General features: G+C 70.7%; 13 protein-coding genes and 1 pseudogene. 7 read left to right on the top strand and 7 right to left on the bottom strand.

Translation table 11 applies throughout. The annotated features are described in order from the left end of the window. Nucleotides 1–29: 29 nt before the first annotated feature. On the bottom strand, nucleotides 30–506 hold the full coding sequence (locus AB0I43_RS09105; RefSeq protein ID WP_356976805.1) for a hypothetical protein: 477 nt from the start codon (nucleotides 504–506) through the stop codon (nucleotides 30–32). 49 nt (nucleotides 507–555) lie between these two features. On the opposite strand from AB0I43_RS09105, the gene AB0I43_RS09100 reads away from it, so the two are divergent. Next, nucleotides 556–1,446, top strand: coding sequence for a dienelactone hydrolase family protein (locus tag AB0I43_RS09100; RefSeq protein ID WP_356976807.1), 891 nt, complete (start codon nucleotides 556–558; stop codon nucleotides 1,444–1,446). 61 nt (nucleotides 1,447–1,507) lie between these two features. After that, nucleotides 1,508–2,455: a threonine/serine dehydratase gene (locus AB0I43_RS09095; RefSeq protein ID WP_356976809.1), complete on the top strand. Its 948-nt coding sequence runs from the start codon at nucleotides 1,508–1,510 to the stop codon at nucleotides 2,453–2,455. Between the two features lie 3 nt (nucleotides 2,456–2,458). Here the strand turns inward: AB0I43_RS09095 and AB0I43_RS09090 are convergent, their stop codons facing one another. Both AB0I43_RS09090 and AB0I43_RS09085 read right to left on the bottom strand, forming a co-directional pair. After that, a complete protein-coding gene (locus tag AB0I43_RS09090) occupies nucleotides 2,459–2,755 on the bottom strand; it encodes a hypothetical protein (protein WP_356976811.1) in 297 nt (98 codons plus the stop codon). Between the two features lie 115 nt (nucleotides 2,756–2,870). Further along, nucleotides 2,871–4,001, bottom strand: a complete 1,131-nt coding sequence (locus AB0I43_RS09085) for a serine hydrolase domain-containing protein (RefSeq protein WP_356976812.1) — start codon at nucleotides 3,999–4,001, stop codon at nucleotides 2,871–2,873. A 252-nt stretch (nucleotides 4,002–4,253) separates the two neighbouring features. Here AB0I43_RS09085 and AB0I43_RS09080 point away from each other — a divergent pair, with 252 nt between their 5' ends. The 3 genes and pseudogenes from AB0I43_RS09080 to AB0I43_RS09070 all read left to right on the top strand — a co-directional run. Further along, nucleotides 4,254–5,024, top strand: coding sequence for a GAF and ANTAR domain-containing protein (locus AB0I43_RS09080; protein ID WP_356976814.1), 771 nt, complete (start codon nucleotides 4,254–4,256; stop codon nucleotides 5,022–5,024). Between the two features lie 18 nt (nucleotides 5,025–5,042). Beyond that, nucleotides 5,043–5,804, top strand: a complete 762-nt coding sequence (locus AB0I43_RS09075) for a GAF and ANTAR domain-containing protein (protein ID WP_356976816.1) — start codon at nucleotides 5,043–5,045, stop codon at nucleotides 5,802–5,804. Beyond that, nucleotides 5,801–5,935, top strand: a pseudogene (locus tag AB0I43_RS09070) (NrdH-redoxin); the annotation flags it as partial. The gene AB0I43_RS09075 and the pseudogene AB0I43_RS09070, both read left to right, overlap by 4 nt. Here the strand turns inward: AB0I43_RS09070 and AB0I43_RS09065 are convergent. The 4 genes from AB0I43_RS09065 to aztB all read right to left on the bottom strand — a co-directional run bounded on the left by AB0I43_RS09065 (nucleotide 5,876) and on the right by aztB (nucleotide 11,464). After that, entirely contained in the window at nucleotides 5,876–7,288 is a 1,413-nt protein-coding gene (locus tag AB0I43_RS09065) for a glycosyltransferase 87 family protein (RefSeq protein ID WP_356976818.1), read from the bottom strand. The pseudogene AB0I43_RS09070 and the gene AB0I43_RS09065 overlap by 60 nt on opposite strands. A gap of 102 nt (nucleotides 7,289–7,390) precedes the next feature. Beyond that, complete coding sequence (gene aztD / locus AB0I43_RS09060) at nucleotides 7,391–8,548, bottom strand: zinc metallochaperone AztD (protein ID WP_356976820.1); 1,158 nt, start codon at nucleotides 8,546–8,548, stop codon at nucleotides 7,391–7,393. A gap of 16 nt (nucleotides 8,549–8,564) precedes the next feature. Continuing rightward, entirely contained in the window at nucleotides 8,565–9,479 is a 915-nt protein-coding gene (aztC, locus tag AB0I43_RS09055) for a zinc ABC transporter substrate-binding protein AztC (protein WP_356976822.1), read from the bottom strand. Next, nucleotides 9,476–11,464 (bottom strand): zinc ABC transporter permease AztB, encoded by a 1,989-nt coding sequence (gene aztB, locus AB0I43_RS09050; RefSeq protein ID WP_356976824.1) that lies wholly within the window; start codon nucleotides 11,462–11,464, stop codon nucleotides 9,476–9,478. Before aztB ends, aztC begins: the two co-directional genes overlap by 4 nt. A 48-nt stretch (nucleotides 11,465–11,512) precedes the next feature. Between aztB and aztA the strand changes: the two genes are divergently transcribed. After that, nucleotides 11,513–12,211: a zinc ABC transporter ATP-binding protein AztA gene (gene aztA / locus AB0I43_RS09045; RefSeq protein WP_356976826.1), complete on the top strand. Its 699-nt coding sequence runs from the start codon at nucleotides 11,513–11,515 to the stop codon at nucleotides 12,209–12,211. 168 nt (nucleotides 12,212–12,379) lie between these two features. Continuing rightward, nucleotides 12,380–13,891 (top strand): FAD-dependent oxidoreductase, encoded by a 1,512-nt coding sequence (locus AB0I43_RS09040; RefSeq protein ID WP_356976828.1) that lies wholly within the window; start codon nucleotides 12,380–12,382, stop codon nucleotides 13,889–13,891. The last annotated feature ends 2 nt before the right edge of the window (nucleotides 13,892–13,893 follow it).

Here is a 13,893-nt window from a genome sequence, read left to right as displayed (position 1 = left end):
CGTCCCAGGCTACGTGCGCCCGCCGACAGCTACTGCGGCATCAGGCCGCGCGGGGTCACGCGCACGTAGTCGATGTCGCCGAGGTCGACCTTGGACTGCGGGTCCTTGCAGCCCACGGTGACCTCGGTGGCCGGGGACGAGGAGAAGGTCCACAGCGTGGTCCAGTCGCGCCCCTCGAAGCTCTCCTGCTTGCGCTGGTCCCCGGAGCGCAGGTCCTCGTTGCGGCCGGTCCCGTCGGTGACCGTGCAACGTAGCGCCGCGGCGGATTGGCCCCAGGCCGCGGGCACCTTGATGTCCATCACCGCGTCCGCGGGCATGACCACGGTCTCGGTCGCGCCGAGGGCGATGCGTACGCCCTCCGCCACGGGGGGCGGAGTCGTCGGGGCCGCCGTCGGCGTCGGGGTGGGGGTGGTGCTGGTGGGCGCGGCCTCGGTCGCCTTGTCCGCGGCGCAGCCCGCCACCGACACCGCGAGCAGCGCCGGGATCGTCAGCCAGATCAGCCTCACAGATCAACCTCTCGTCACGCCCGCGCACCAGGCGACAGGGTCGGGATCAATGGATCGAACCGAGCATGAATCTTCAAACAGCGAATGCAGACTACCTGGCCGGAATAATTCGGAATTAATTCCGACCCGCCACGGGATTCCGCGCCCCGGTGGCGGCGGCGGATACGCCGCTAAGCTCGAGCGCGTGGCCGTCACATTCAGCACCCCCGATATCCCGATGCCCGAGGGCGTCGCGGACAGTTATCTCGCCCATCCCGGCGACGGCGCCGCGCACCCAGGCGTTCTGCTGTACCCGGACGCCTACGGCTTGCGGCAGGTCATCCGAGAAATCATGGAAACCATTGCGGCAGCGGGTTTCACGGTGCTCGCGCCGAATGCGCTGTATCGATCGGGCCGGGCGCCGGTATTGCCGATGCCCGATGAACGCGATCCGGCCGGGCACGCGAAATTCTTCGAGAAACTCGCGCCGGTGCGCGCCGCGCTCACGCCGGAGAAATCACTGCGCGACGCCGGGGTATATCTGGATTATCTTGCGGCATCGGAGTTCTGCGCGCCGGGCGCGTTGGCGGTCACCGGTTACTGCATGGGCGGGCGGATGGCGTTGCGCACCGCGGCCGCCTATCCCGCGCGCATCGCCGCCGCGGCCAGCTTCCACGGCGGCCGTCTCGCCGAGGACGCGGTGGCGGACAGCCCGCACCACGCCGCCGGGAGCATCGCCGCGGAGGTGTATCTGGCGCACGCGGCCGATGACCCGTCCATGCCGCCGGAGCAGATCGCGACGCTGGAGCGGGCGCTCACGGCGGCGGGCGTGTCCTACACCTCGATCGTCTATCCGGAGGCGAAGCACGGCTTCACGATGCGCGACACTCCCGTGTTCGACGAGCAGGCGTACCGGCGGCACCTGAACGACCTGGTGGCGCTGCTGCGGCGCAACCTCTGAGGCACCCGGCTCCGGCATCGGCGAGAATGGTCGGCGGATCGACCGCGTACCGAGGAGCACGATGGAACTGTCCTACGGAGATGTCAAAGACGCCGCCGCTCGGATCGAGGGCCGGATCCGCCCGGTCGCCGTCGCACCCGCCGAGGGCCTCGGTCCCAGCGGTTCACATCCCTTCGAGGCCTGGTTCGCGCTGGAGTATCTCCAGCACACCGGCTCGTTCAAAGCCCGTGGAGCCCAGAACTTCATCCAGGCGCACAAGGACGAGGGGCCGCCGCCGGCGGCCGGTGTGGTGATCGCCTCCGGCGGCAACGCGGGTCTGGCGTGCGCGTGGGCGGCCCGCAGCCAGGGTGTCCCGGCGACTGTTTTCGTGCCGACCACCGCGCCGGCGGTGAAGGTGGAGCGGCTCCGCGGCTACGGCGCCCAGGTGCGGCTCGTCGGCACCGAGTACGCCGAGGCGCTGGCCGCCGGCCAGGAGTTCGCGGCGAGCACCGGGGCGCTGTTGTCGGCGGCCTACGACCATCCGCTGATCGCGGCGGGCGCGGGCACCCTGGCCGAGGAGATCCACCGGCGGCTGCCCGAACTGGACACCCTCGTGGTGGCGGTCGGCGGTGGCGGCCTGTTCGCCGGAGTCGCCACGGCCGCAGGGCATTACGGAGTGCGCACGGTCGCGGTCGAGCCGGCCGCCTGCTGCGCGCTCAACGCGGCGCTGGCCGCGGGCGAGCCGGTGGACGTCGAGGTGCGTTCGATCGCCGCCGACTCGCTCGGCGCGCGCCGGGCCACCGGCCTGGCCGTCACCGCCGCGCGGCACTACGGCGCGGAATCGGTGCTGGTGACCGACGACGAGATCGTCGCCGCGCGCCGGCAGCTGTGGTCGGAACGCCGGATCGTGGTGGAGCACGGCGCCGCGGCGGCGCTGGCGGCGATCACCTCGGGGCGCTACCGCCCCGCCCCGGGCGAGCGAGTGTGCGTGGTGCTCTGCGGCGCCAACACCGATCCGGGTGTCTGGTAGCACTCAGCCGACGAGGGCGTTCATGATGGTGCCCGCGCTGGTCGCGACGACACCGCCGATCATGGCGCCCGCCACCATCTTCGGTGATTGCAGGCCGCCGCCGGTCCACTTCTCCCAGGCGAACTTGCCGCCGGCGAAGATGATCGCGGTGATGCCGGCCAGCAGCACGAACCAGGTGAAATAGCTGACCATCTGCTGGAACTTGTCCGCGATCGGCGGGGCCAGCGGTTCCGGATTGCCGACCTGGGCCAGCACCGCCGAGCCGACCAAATCCTGTGTCGCGGCGAGAATGATGCTCACAGAGGTTCCCCTTCGGCCGGTTCGATGACGCCCAGTAAATCCTACTCTGTGCCCGCGGAAGGCATTGAGCGACAGGGGAACTCACAGAGAGTTCCGACCGGTCGGCTTAGCGAAATCAGGTGCACAGCACCGCCTCCAGCACCGCGTCCGTGCCGACGGTCAGCCCGATATTGCCCGCGACCCCGGGCAACTCGTTCAGCAGCACCGTGACCGCGCGCTGCTCGGTGGCGACGCTGACGGTGCTGAACCCGGGAATCGCGCCCGTGTGCCCCCACCCCTGCACCCCGCACGAGGTGGAGAACCGGAACAGTCCCAGCCCCGACGCTTCGGCGAAGCCGACCAGACCCGTGGGCCGGCCGGTGCGCATCTGCGCGAGCAGCTCCGGCGGCAGCAGCTCGCCGTTCAGCAGCGCCAGGAAGAACCGGTTCAGATCGCCGCCGGTGGCGATCATCGCCCCGTCGGCCAGACCCCACCCGGCATCGAGGTCGGTGACATCCACCAGGGCGCCGCCCAACTCGTGGTACCCGCGCGGATGCGCGCCGCGGATCACCTGCTCGACCGGATACAGCGGCCAGTAGGTCTCGCGCAGGTCCAGCGGCACCAGGATCCGGCGCGTCACCTCCACTCCCACCGGCAGTCCGGTCACCCGCCGTACCAGCTGACCCAGTAGCAGGTAGTTGGTGTTCGAATAGCTCACCGCGGCGCCCGGCTCGAACTCCGCCGGACTGTCCAGCCCGATCCGGATCAGCTCGCGGGCCGGGCGGGCGGCGCGCAGCCCGGCGAGCGAATCCTGATCGATCAGCGACAGGTAGTTCGGGATACCGCTGGTGTGCTGCAACAGATTTCGCACGGTGACCCGCTCGCCGTCACCGCCCGGCCCGGTCACCACGCCGGGCAGGTACCGGGCGATCGGCGCGTCGAGTTCCACCCGCCCCTCGGCGACCAGTTGCAGCACGACCGTGGCCACGAACGATTTGGTGACGCTCGCGATCCGCGCCTGCGCGCCCTCCGGAAACGGCGCGCCGGTGCCGAGATCGCCGGTGCCGCTGCTCAGTTGATCGACCGCGCCGTCCACCGTGCGGACCAGCTGCGCCCCCGGCGCGCCGGTCGCCGCGACCAGTTCGTCCAGCTCGGCCTGCAACGCGACCGTCTGCTCGGTCGTCGGCGCCGCGCCCGCGGGCGCCACCGCGCTCGTCACCGCTATCGCGACGGCGATCAGGGCCGCCCGCATCATGAACCGCCGCATCGGGTGTCTCCCTGCTGTGTATCCGTCATCGCCGCAGTCGATATCCCGGCCCTCGGACCACCCGTTAACCATACGCAGCCGAACCGCTGCGGCGCGTGCCGTACCGCGCCCCGGAAGCGGACTATGCTGGGAAATAACGACGACTCCCGCGCGTATGTCCGCGACGCGAGAGCCGCACTGCGGGCCCCGCAGGGATCAGCGGAACAGCGGACGGAACGGGCGCGGTGGCGTGGGCTTCCCGGATCGCGTCTGATGGGCCCCTTCGAGCAGGTGACCAGCCGATTCCTCGCGGCCCTGCACCACGACGGCAACGAGATCGAAGGGCTGTGCAACGCGGCCACCGAGGTGCTCTCGGTGCCGCGCGCGGCGATCTCGGTCGACGCGGACGAGGCCGGCCTGCAAACCTGGTGCGCCAGCGACGAGATCGCCGCCGCGGTCGAGGAACTGCAGGCCACCCTGGGCGAGGGCCCCGGCGTCTCGGCCATCCGGCACAGCGCTCCCGTGCTGGTCCCGGATCTCAGCCTGAAGAGCCAGCGCTGGCCCGGGTTTCTCAGCGCGGTCGCCGACAAGGGCATCACCGGCGGGATGTACGCGCTGCCACTGCATCTGGGTTCGGTCCGGCTGGGCGTGCTCGACGTCTACGGCTCCGAGCCCGGCGATCTGGACCGCTCCACGCTGGCGGCGGGGCTGCACGTCGCCGATCTGATCACCACGCTGCTGCTCTCGGGCGGCCCGCAGTACGACGCCCGCCGGGCCGACAGCCCGCGTCCGCTGGACGGCACGCTGCGGCTGAAGGATCTGGAAACGACCGATTCCGTCGAGGAATGGTGGTGGGAGGCCTCCACCACCGCGGGCCGCGACATCCACCAGGCCGCCGGCATGGTGATCGCGCAGGCCGGGACGAGCGCCCGCGACGCCTACGCCCTGCTGCGCGCGTATGCCTACGCCGAAGGACTATCCCTGACCGAGGTGGCCGAGCGCGTCGTGCGCCGCCAGCTGCGTTTCGGTCCCGAGAACGACTGATGGAAGGTGGAGAGCACCATGGAATCCCGGGAAGGGCCGCTGGTCGAAGCCTTCGTACGGCTGGCCGACACGCTGGTCGCCGACTACGACGTCGTCGAACTCTGCCAGCAACTGGTGGAAACCTGCGTGCGGCTGCTCAACGCCACCGAGGCCGGCCTGCTGCTCGCCGATCACCACGGAAAACTGCAGGTCCTGGCCGCGACCAGTGAGGAGACCCATCTGCTGGAGCTGTTCCAGCTGGAGTCGGACAACGGGCCGTGCCTGCAGGCCTACGACACCGGATCACCGGTCCCCGTCGACGATCTCGCCGCCGCGGCCTTCCGCTGGCCGGGTTTCGTCCGGCGCGGGCTGGACAACGGCTATCTCTCGGTGTACGCGCTGCCGCTGCGGGTGCGCGCCGAGACCATCGGCGCGCTGAACCTTTTCGGCGCCACCACCAACGCGCTGCGCCCCGAGGATCTGCGGGTGGCCCAGGCGCTGGCCGACGTGGCCTGCGTGGCGATCCTGCAGCACCGCATCCTGCATCGCTCGGAAAGCCTGAACAGCCAGTTGCGTTCGGCCTTGAACAGCCGGATCATCATCGAACAGGCCAAGGGCGTGCTCGCCGAACGCGGGCAGTTGACCATGGATCAGGCGTTCCACCGGTTGCGCGACTACGCGCGCACGAACGACCTGCGCCTGGTGGATTTGTCGGCCAAGGTGGTCGCGGGCTCGGTCGATTCCCGCGCCATTCTGGCCGGGCCGCAGAACGACAGCCGAACTTCCCAGGACACACCATGACCGAGACCGCCACTCCGATCACCGTCTACTGGCGCCGGGGCTGCCCCTACTGCCTGCGGCTGGCCGTCCGGTTACGCGCCGCCCGAATTCCGTTCCGGAAGGTCTCCATTCGCGACCCCGAGGCCGCCGCGGCCGTCCGCGCGATCACCGGCGGCGACGAAATCACCCCGACGGTCCTGGTCAACGGCAAGGCCCTGGTCAACCCCGGCATCGACGAAATCCGCGCCGCCCTGCGCGGCTGACGAACGCCGCGTCGCCACCAGGAGCAGCAGCACCAGCAGCACACTCAGCCAGACATAGGTGTTGCCCTCGATGCGCTGCCACGTCGTCCAGGACAATTCACGCTCGTCGTCCCCCGGCAGCCAATTCTGCGGGCCGTAGACGAAGATCCACGCGGTCAGCGCCGTGACGGCGAACCAGCGCAGCCGCCGCGGCCACGGGAAACGCAGCGCGTACCCGAACATCGCGAACAGCGCGGGCGCGATCATCACCCAGTGGTGCGACCACGAGATCGGCGAGACCAGCAGCGTGAACACCGCGTTGATGGCCAGGGCCAGCGGCGGGAAATCCAGGACGCGGCGCATCGCGATCACGACCAGCACCAGCAGCAGCGCGCTCAGCGCCAGCCACAGCAGGGTGAACAGCGGCTTCTCGATGCCGAAGCGGGCCAGCACCGCCTGGATCGACTGGTTGGTGTGGAACGAGGAACCGCTCAGCCCGGAGACGTTGCCCATGCCGTGGAACCAGTACTCGACCGAGGCCTTGGGCAGGATCGCGAAGCTGATCAGCGTCGCGACCGCGCCGGTGACGGCGGCCGTGATCGCCGAGCGGTAGTCCTTCTTCACCAGGAAGTAGAGGACGAACGCGGCCGGGGTCAGCTTGATCGCGGCGGCCAGGCCGATCAGCATGCCGCGCCGCCACTTCGGCTCGCGCGCCAGCACGTCGGCCGCGACCAGCGCCATGAGCAGCAGGTTCACCTGACCGAAGTTCAGCGTGGCCCACACCGGCTCCAGCAGCATGGCCAGCGGCAGGGCGCACGCGGTCGCGAACAGCGCGGTGTGCAGCTGCCCCCGCGCGGGCCAGATGCGGCGCGCGACCAGGTACAGGGTCACCGCCAGCGCGGCCACCGAGGTGTAGAAGAACAGGAAGGCCGCCGGGTCCCACGGCAGCAGCGCGAACGGGCCCAGCACCAGGGCCGCGAACGGCGGATAGATGAACGGCAGGCTGATGCCCACGCCGGTCTTGGGCAGCTCGCCGTACATGTTGCCGCCCTCGCGCAACGCTTCGACGCCGAGCCGGTAGACCTGGAGATCGATGAAATCACCGGTGATCGCGACCTCGCCGGTGGGCAACTCGACCGGCCAGATCGCGCCGGTGAGGAACCGATAGGCCACGACGGCGAGGAGTGCCGGAATCAGCCACAGGACGGGCCGGAAACGGCGGTCTGGTGACTTGGCTGCCTCGCGCACGGTGGATCTATTCATCCGCGGCAACTATACCGATAGCGCCGGACCGGCCCGAAAGGTGGCACAGCCCACCCCGTCGCCACCGGCGGACCGGCGGCGACGAGGTGGGCCCAGGGATGCTCAGTGGGCGACCACACCGCTGATCTCGTTCGGCGCCGCGCTCAGCGTGGCGCTCGCGGCCACCGTCCCGGCGCCCAGATCGATGCGATGCACCTGCTTGCTGCCCGGGTCCGAGACGTAGGCGGTGCCGCCGCGCACGAACAGCGCCGGACGGGCCTGCTGCCACTTCAGCGGCTCGGTCCAGGAATCGAGCACCGGGATCGACTTGGTGACCTTGGCGGCGACCGGATCGATCACGTGCAGCTTGCCGTCGGTGCCGAGCACCAGGGCCTCACCGGCCGGGCCGCGGCCCAGCGACCGGAAGGTGTAGCTGGTGCCGAGCTCGACCAGCTTCAGGGTGCCGGTGGTGGTGTCGATCAGCGACACCTGGGTCGGGCGCTCGAGTTCGGCGTCCTTGTCCTTCTTGTAGTCGCCGAGCACGACCGGGGAGACGTCGCTGCCGGCCTGGTTGCCGATCCGGCCGTAGGCGTCCGGGCTGGTTACCTTGGTGATCTTGCCGTCGCGGTAGACCACGACGCCGGTCTGGCAGCCCAGCACCACGGCCTCGCCCTGCGCGGCGGCCTCGCCGTGCACGCCCGGGCAGTCCTCGTTGCGGGCGATCTCCTTGCGGTCCTTGTCCAGCACGACGATGCCGGAGCGCTTCTCCTCGGTGCCCACGGTGGTGACCAGGCGGCCGTCGCTCAGCTCGATCGCGACGCCGTGGTGCGGTGCGGGGGTCTTGTAGTGCGCGGTCTGCGGCTTGCCGTCGGCCAGCTGGTCGGAGGCGAAGCTGGTCACCTCGCCGGAGCCGTCGGCGAAGAGCACGGTGCGACCGGCGTGCAGCACCACGTGCCCCGGCTTGGCCGCGGTGAACTCGACGTCGGTGAACTTCGCGTCGTAGGCGTCGAAGACCCGGAAGGTGTCCTTGTGCGTGACCATCAGGTGGTGCGCGTCGCCCGCCGGGTTCAGGCGGTTGAAGCCCTCCAGCTTCACTTCGCCGCGCTGCGCCAGGGTCTTGCCGTCCAGCACCAGGATGCCGCCGTCGTAGGTGAGCGCGATCGGCTCCGCGCCCGGCTCGTGGCCGTGCCCGTGCTCGTCGTCGGTCCCGCAACCGCCGAGCGCCACCACCGTGGCGACCAGTCCGGACAGGGCCACGGCTTTTCGTGACCGAATGTTCATGTGCTACTCCATTTTTCTAGTGCGGCGCGAGTCCGCGGACGATGTCTTCGGTGTTGGCGCGCGCCATCTCCAGGTAGCTGCCGGCCCCCTCGCCGGGCGCGGTCAGCGATTCGGTGTGCAGGCCGATGACGCGCACGTGCACGCCGGCGCGCTCGGCCAGCACGCGGGCGAGCCGGTCGGGCTGGGAGGAGTCGACGAAGATGGCGCCGACGCCCGCGGTGCGGATCGCGTCGGCCAGGTTGCTCAGATCCGCGGCGCTCGGCGAGGCCAGGGTGCTGCCGCTGGGGATCACCGCGCCGACCACCGTGAAGCCGAAACGCTGTGCCAGGTAACCGAATACGTGGTGATTGGTGACCAGTTTGCGCCGCTCGGCGGGGATGCTCGCGAACCGCTCGGTCATCCAGGCGTCGAGCCGGTCCAGTTCGGCCAGGTAGGCCGCGGTGCGGGTGTGAACACCGGCGGCGTCGACCCCCTCCAGCTCGAGCACCCGCGCACTGATCAGTTCGACGGCCTTGCGCACCCGGCGCGGATCGGTCCAGAAGTGCGGGTCCGGCTTGCCTTTCGACTCGTCGGAGCTGTAGGCGAGGGGGTCGAGCTGTTCGGCGACCGACAGCGTCGGGACACCGGCCGCCGCGGCGGCGGTGACGTTGCGCGCCACGCCCTCCTCCAGGCCGAGACCGTTGTGCACGACCAGGCCCGCCTGTTCGATTTCGGCGGCCTGGCGCGCGGAGATGCCGAAGGAGTGCGGATCCGCACCGGCGGGCATCAGCACCGTGACTGGGGCGGCGTCGCCGACGACGGCGCGGGTGAGGTCGCCGAGGATGTTGGTCGTGACGACGATGCCGGAGCGCTCGTCCGTCCCGCCGGTGCACGCGGTCGCGGCGGGCAGCAGGACCGCCAGGCAGGCGAGGACGCGGATCAGAGTTTTCATTGGCCCGTCTCCACCAGCAGTGACGGCGCGATGTCGAGCGTGAAGGTGCGCGCCACGCGCAGGTTGTCGTTGTAGTCGATCTCGTGCACCGCACGGGCGGCCGCGTCGTTGACGTAGGCGCGGGCGCTGTCCACGACGAGGGTCGGCGGCTCGGCGCCGATCGGTTGCGTCAGCACCTTGGATTGCGCTGTGGGCGCGCCGGTTTCGGGGTCGAAGGCGTGCAGCACGCCGTCGCGGGTCAGCGCCAGCAGCGGTGCTCCCTCGCCCGCGGTGCCGACCGCGACGATGTCGGCCAGCGGCACCGAACGCCAGGTCTTCTTGCGGACATCCAGGAACCACAGGCCCTGGCCACCGGCCTCGGCCGTCAGCGCGGGGCTGCCGGGACGGTGCGTGAATTCGACGGCGCGCTCCGCCTCGGACACCGGCCGGGGGTACGGGATCTTCTCCCCGATGAACCCGTCCTCCTGTTTGCGTACGACCAAAGCGCCATCGGCGCAACCGAAGACGACGCCGCGACGGGTGACGGCTCGTCCGCGCGGGTCCCGGCACGGCTCGGGGATCGCCGCGACGGATTCGCCCGTGCGGGAACGCACCCGCACACCGTCCGGTTCGGCGACGACGAGGTTTTCGGCATAGGGCACCGCCAGCCCGGGGATCCGCCGCGATTCCACGACGACGCCCTTGTCCAGCTCGGGCCGGTCGAGCAACGCCGTGGTCCCGTCGGCGAAAGCCAGTGCGACGAGCGCCTTGTCGCTGTGCACCGCCGTGAGCTCGCCGCCCGCGACCTCGCCCGCCGCGCGGATCGGCGCGCGGTAGTAGTGCACGTGGTCCTCGTGGTCGACCATCCAGGCGCCGCTGTCGGTGATCCGCACCGCGTCGCCGCCGGTGGCGTAGCCGTACCGGCCGTCCCCCGCCAATCGGCGCAGGCCCGGGGCGGTTCCGGCCTCGGTGACCTGCTCGGTGGTCAGGTCGAGCACGCGCAGCGCGCCGGTGCCGCGATCGGCCAGGATCAGGCGGGGCTGCGCGTCCGCGGTCTCCTCCGCGCCTTCGACGTACCCGTGCGGAGTCTCGGTGGTCACCGGATCGCTCGCGACATCGGTTGCCGCGCAACCGGACAGCGGGACAGCCACCGCCGCGGCCAGCGCCGCCGCGGTCCGCCCGCCGCGGCGCACCCGATCCCGCAGCGCCGCGAGCGCGGCCGAGACGAAGAACGAACCGACCGCCACCAGCGCGATGGTGGCCCCGGCCGCGGTCCGGGCGTGCCACGAGATCAGCAGGCCCGCGGCGGTGGACAGCGCGCCGAAGGACGCGGCCAGCGCCATCACCACCGGAATCCGGTCGGCCCAGCACAGGGCGGCCGCCGGGGGCGCGATGAGCAGGCCGAAGACCAGCAGCGTCCCCACCACGTGGAAGGACGCGACGATCGCCAGCGTCACCAGGCCGAGCAGCGCCACCTGGGCGAGCTTGGGCCGCAACCCGAGGGTGTGCGCCTTGCGCGGATCGAAGGCCAGCGCGACGAAGGCGCGATGGCCGAGGATCGTCACCGCGAGCGCGGCGGCCAGCGCCGCGAGCAGGAACCCGAGATCGCTGACGCGCACGCCCAGCACGTCGCCGAAGAGGAAGGCGGTCAGATCCACCGCGAAGGAATCCGAGCGGGACACGAGAATCACGCCCAGGGCCAGCATGCCCACGAACAGCAACCCGATTCCGGTGTCGGCGGCGAACCGGCGGGTGCGGCCGAGCGCCGACACCCCGAAAGCCATTGCGGCACAGCTGATCGCCGCGCCGAGCACCAGATTTCCGCCGAGCAGCGCCGCGACGGCCACGCCCGGCAGCATCCCGTGCGCCATCGCGTCGCCCAGAAAAGCCATGCCGCGCACCACAACCCAGGTTCCGGCCAGGGCGCAGATGCCCGAAACCAGCAGACCGCCCCACAGCGCTCTCTGTACGAACGCCACCTCGAACGGGTCCACCAGCCACTCCATGTCGCGACACACTATGATGAAAATGATTATCGTTTCAAGTGAGGTGACATGGAACACAATTCCGAGCCGACCGCCATCCGGCTGACCGGAGTCAGCGCGAGTTACGGCGGCGAACCGGTGCTGCACGAGGTCACGGCCGCTATCCCGCACGCCCGGGTGACGGCGGTGGTGGGCCCGAACGGCTCCGGCAAATCCACCCTGCTCGGCCTGGTCGCCGGTGTCCTGACCCCGCTGCGCGGCTCGGTTCACAGCACCGTGCCCGGCCGGCCGGCGCTGGTGGTGCAGCACACGGCGGTGCCGCCCACGCTCCCGCTGACCGTCCGCGAAACCGTGGCGATGGGACGCTGGGGCGCGCGCGGCCCGTGGCGGTGGCTGACCCGCGCGGACCGCACGCTGATCACCGACTGCATGGCCCGGGTGGACATCGCCGATCTCGCCGACCGCCGCCTCGACAGCCTCTCCGGCGGCCAGCGCCAGCGCGCGCTGCTCGCCCAGGCTCTGGCTCAGCAATCCCGGCTGCTGCTGCTCGACGAACCGGCCGCCGGGCTGGATGCCGAAGCGCAGGAATCGATCTCCCGGTGCCTGGCCGAGATCAGCGCCGCCGGCACCACTGTGCTGCAAGCCACCCACGACCGTGACGAGGCGCTGCGCGCGGACTACTGCCTGTCCCTGCGGGCGGGGCGGCTCGTCGCGGCCGGTCCGCCCGCCGAGGTCCTCGACGAGCGCCGAGTGTCAGCCGAACCCTGACGGCGTCGTCGTTCTCGCGTGGCCGTCGACGGATACCGGTCTCGGCGCCTCCGCACGCCGACCGTCGATCGAATTACGCGGCGGCTCCACGTTTCCGGCCGTACACCGGCGTGATCGGTGGGACGCTCACTCGACAACCGGTTGCCCGGTGCGAGGGAGGGTGCTCCGATGGAGGTCACGCGACGCACGTTCGTGCGGGGGCTCGGTCTGACCGGCGGGGCGGGTCTGGCGTACGGGGCCATGGCGACACTCGGCCTCGCGCCGGGCTGCACCGACGGCTCGGCCCGCTTCCGCGCGCCCAGCGCCACTCCGCGCGGCGACGCCGCGATCCTGGTGCTCGGCGCCGGCCCGGCCGGGCTGTGCGCGGCCTACGAACTGGGCAAGGCGGGACACCGGGTCACCGTGCTGGAGGCGCGGCAGCGGCCGGGCGGACGAGTGTGGTCGGTGCGCGCGGGCAGCACCGAAACCGATCTCGACGGGCATACCCAGACCTGTGCGTTCGGTCCGGGGCAGTACCTCGATCTCGGCGCCAGCCGGATTCCGCAGGGCCACCTCACCATCGACTACTGCCGCGAACTCCGCGTGCCGCTGCGGGCCTTCGCCAACCAGAACGCCAACGCGCTGGTCAACTATCGCGGCGGCACCGCGCTGTCGGGCCACTCGATTTCCCAGCGCGCCGCCAAAGCCGATGTGTACGGCTACCTTTCGGAGCTACTGAGCAAGGCGGCCGCGCGCGGCGCGTTGGACGACGTGCTGACCGTCGCGGACAAGGAGGCGCTCGCGTCGTTCCTGCGCGATTTCGGCGACCTGTCCAGTGACGGACGCTATCTCGGCTCGCCCCGGCGGGGCGCCGAGCCCACGCCGTTCGGGCTCTCGGAGGTGATCCGCGGCGGCCTCGGCCGCGACTTCAGCTTCGAATTCGGCTACGACCAGGCCATGACGATGCTCACCCCGATCGGCGGGATGGACGCAATCTATGGCGCGTTCCAGCGTGAGATCGGCGCCGAGCACCTTCGTTTCGGAGCCGAGGTCACCGCGCTGCGCAATACCGCGGACGGGGTCGAGGTCGAATTCGTTCAGGGCGGGGGAACGCACTCGATCGCCGCGAACTATTGCGTGTGCGCGCTGCCGCCGAATCTGGTTGTCCGCCTCTCCCACAACCTGCCGGTCGACATCGTCGCGGCGCTGCGTTCGGCGATTCCGGTGCCGGCGGGGAAGCTCGGACTGGAGTATGCCCGCCGCTGGTGGGAGCTGGACGATCGGATCTTCGGCGGCATCACCTACACCGACCGTGACATCACCCAGATCATGTATCCCTCCGGCGATTTCGGTGGCGAACGCGGGGTGCTCGTCGGCTATTACAACATCGGCCGCAGGCACCTGGCGTTCGAGTCAATGACACCCGACCAGCGCGTGACGAAAGCGGTAGCCGAAGGCTCCTCGATTCACGGTCCGAAATACGAGGCCGACATCCTCTCCTCGTTCTCGGCCGGCTGGCGGCGCACCCGCTACTCCGAGGGCGCGTGGGTGGAGTGGGCCGGGTACGCCGCGCTGCACCAGCCGGTGGGCCGGATCTACTTCGCCGGTGACTACCTCTCGTCCGCGGTCGCCTGGCAGCACGGCGCGTTCACCTCGGCCCGCGAGGTGGCCGCGGCCTTGCACGCGCGCGCCACCCGCTGATC

It is taken from the genome of Nocardia sp. NPDC050435, assembly GCF_040655395.1.
Classification (GTDB): domain Bacteria; phylum Actinomycetota; class Actinomycetes; order Mycobacteriales; family Mycobacteriaceae; genus Nocardia.
The sequence above is the reverse complement of the archived record's forward strand: the minus strand, read 5'-3'. Positions and strand labels throughout refer to the sequence as shown.

What these genes read in the sequence shown, in the direction of transcription:
- AB0I43_RS09100 (WP_356976807.1), top strand. Translation starts at nt 556, where the DNA reads ATGGATCGAACCGAGCATGAATCTTCAAACAGCGAATGCAGACTACCT.
- AB0I43_RS09095 (WP_356976809.1), top strand. Translation starts at nt 1,508, where the DNA reads ATGGAACTGTCCTACGGAGATGTCAAAGACGCCGCCGCTCGGATCGAG.
- AB0I43_RS09085 (WP_356976812.1), bottom strand. Translation starts at nt 4,001, where the DNA reads ATGCGGCGGTTCATGATGCGGGCGGCCCTGATCGCCGTCGCGATAGCG.
- AB0I43_RS09080 (WP_356976814.1), top strand. Translation starts at nt 4,254, where the DNA reads ATGGGCCCCTTCGAGCAGGTGACCAGCCGATTCCTCGCGGCCCTGCAC.
- AB0I43_RS09075 (WP_356976816.1), top strand. Translation starts at nt 5,043, where the DNA reads ATGGAATCCCGGGAAGGGCCGCTGGTCGAAGCCTTCGTACGGCTGGCC.
- AB0I43_RS09065 (WP_356976818.1), bottom strand. Translation starts at nt 7,288, where the DNA reads ATGAATAGATCCACCGTGCGCGAGGCAGCCAAGTCACCAGACCGCCGT.
- aztD (WP_356976820.1), bottom strand. Translation starts at nt 8,548, where the DNA reads ATGAACATTCGGTCACGAAAAGCCGTGGCCCTGTCCGGACTGGTCGCC.
- aztC (WP_356976822.1), bottom strand. Translation starts at nt 9,479, where the DNA reads ATGAAAACTCTGATCCGCGTCCTCGCCTGCCTGGCGGTCCTGCTGCCC.
- aztB (WP_356976824.1), bottom strand. Translation starts at nt 11,464, where the DNA reads ATGGAGTGGCTGGTGGACCCGTTCGAGGTGGCGTTCGTACAGAGAGCG.
- aztA (WP_356976826.1), top strand. Translation starts at nt 11,513, where the DNA reads ATGGAACACAATTCCGAGCCGACCGCCATCCGGCTGACCGGAGTCAGC.
- AB0I43_RS09040 (WP_356976828.1), top strand. Translation starts at nt 12,380, where the DNA reads ATGGAGGTCACGCGACGCACGTTCGTGCGGGGGCTCGGTCTGACCGGC.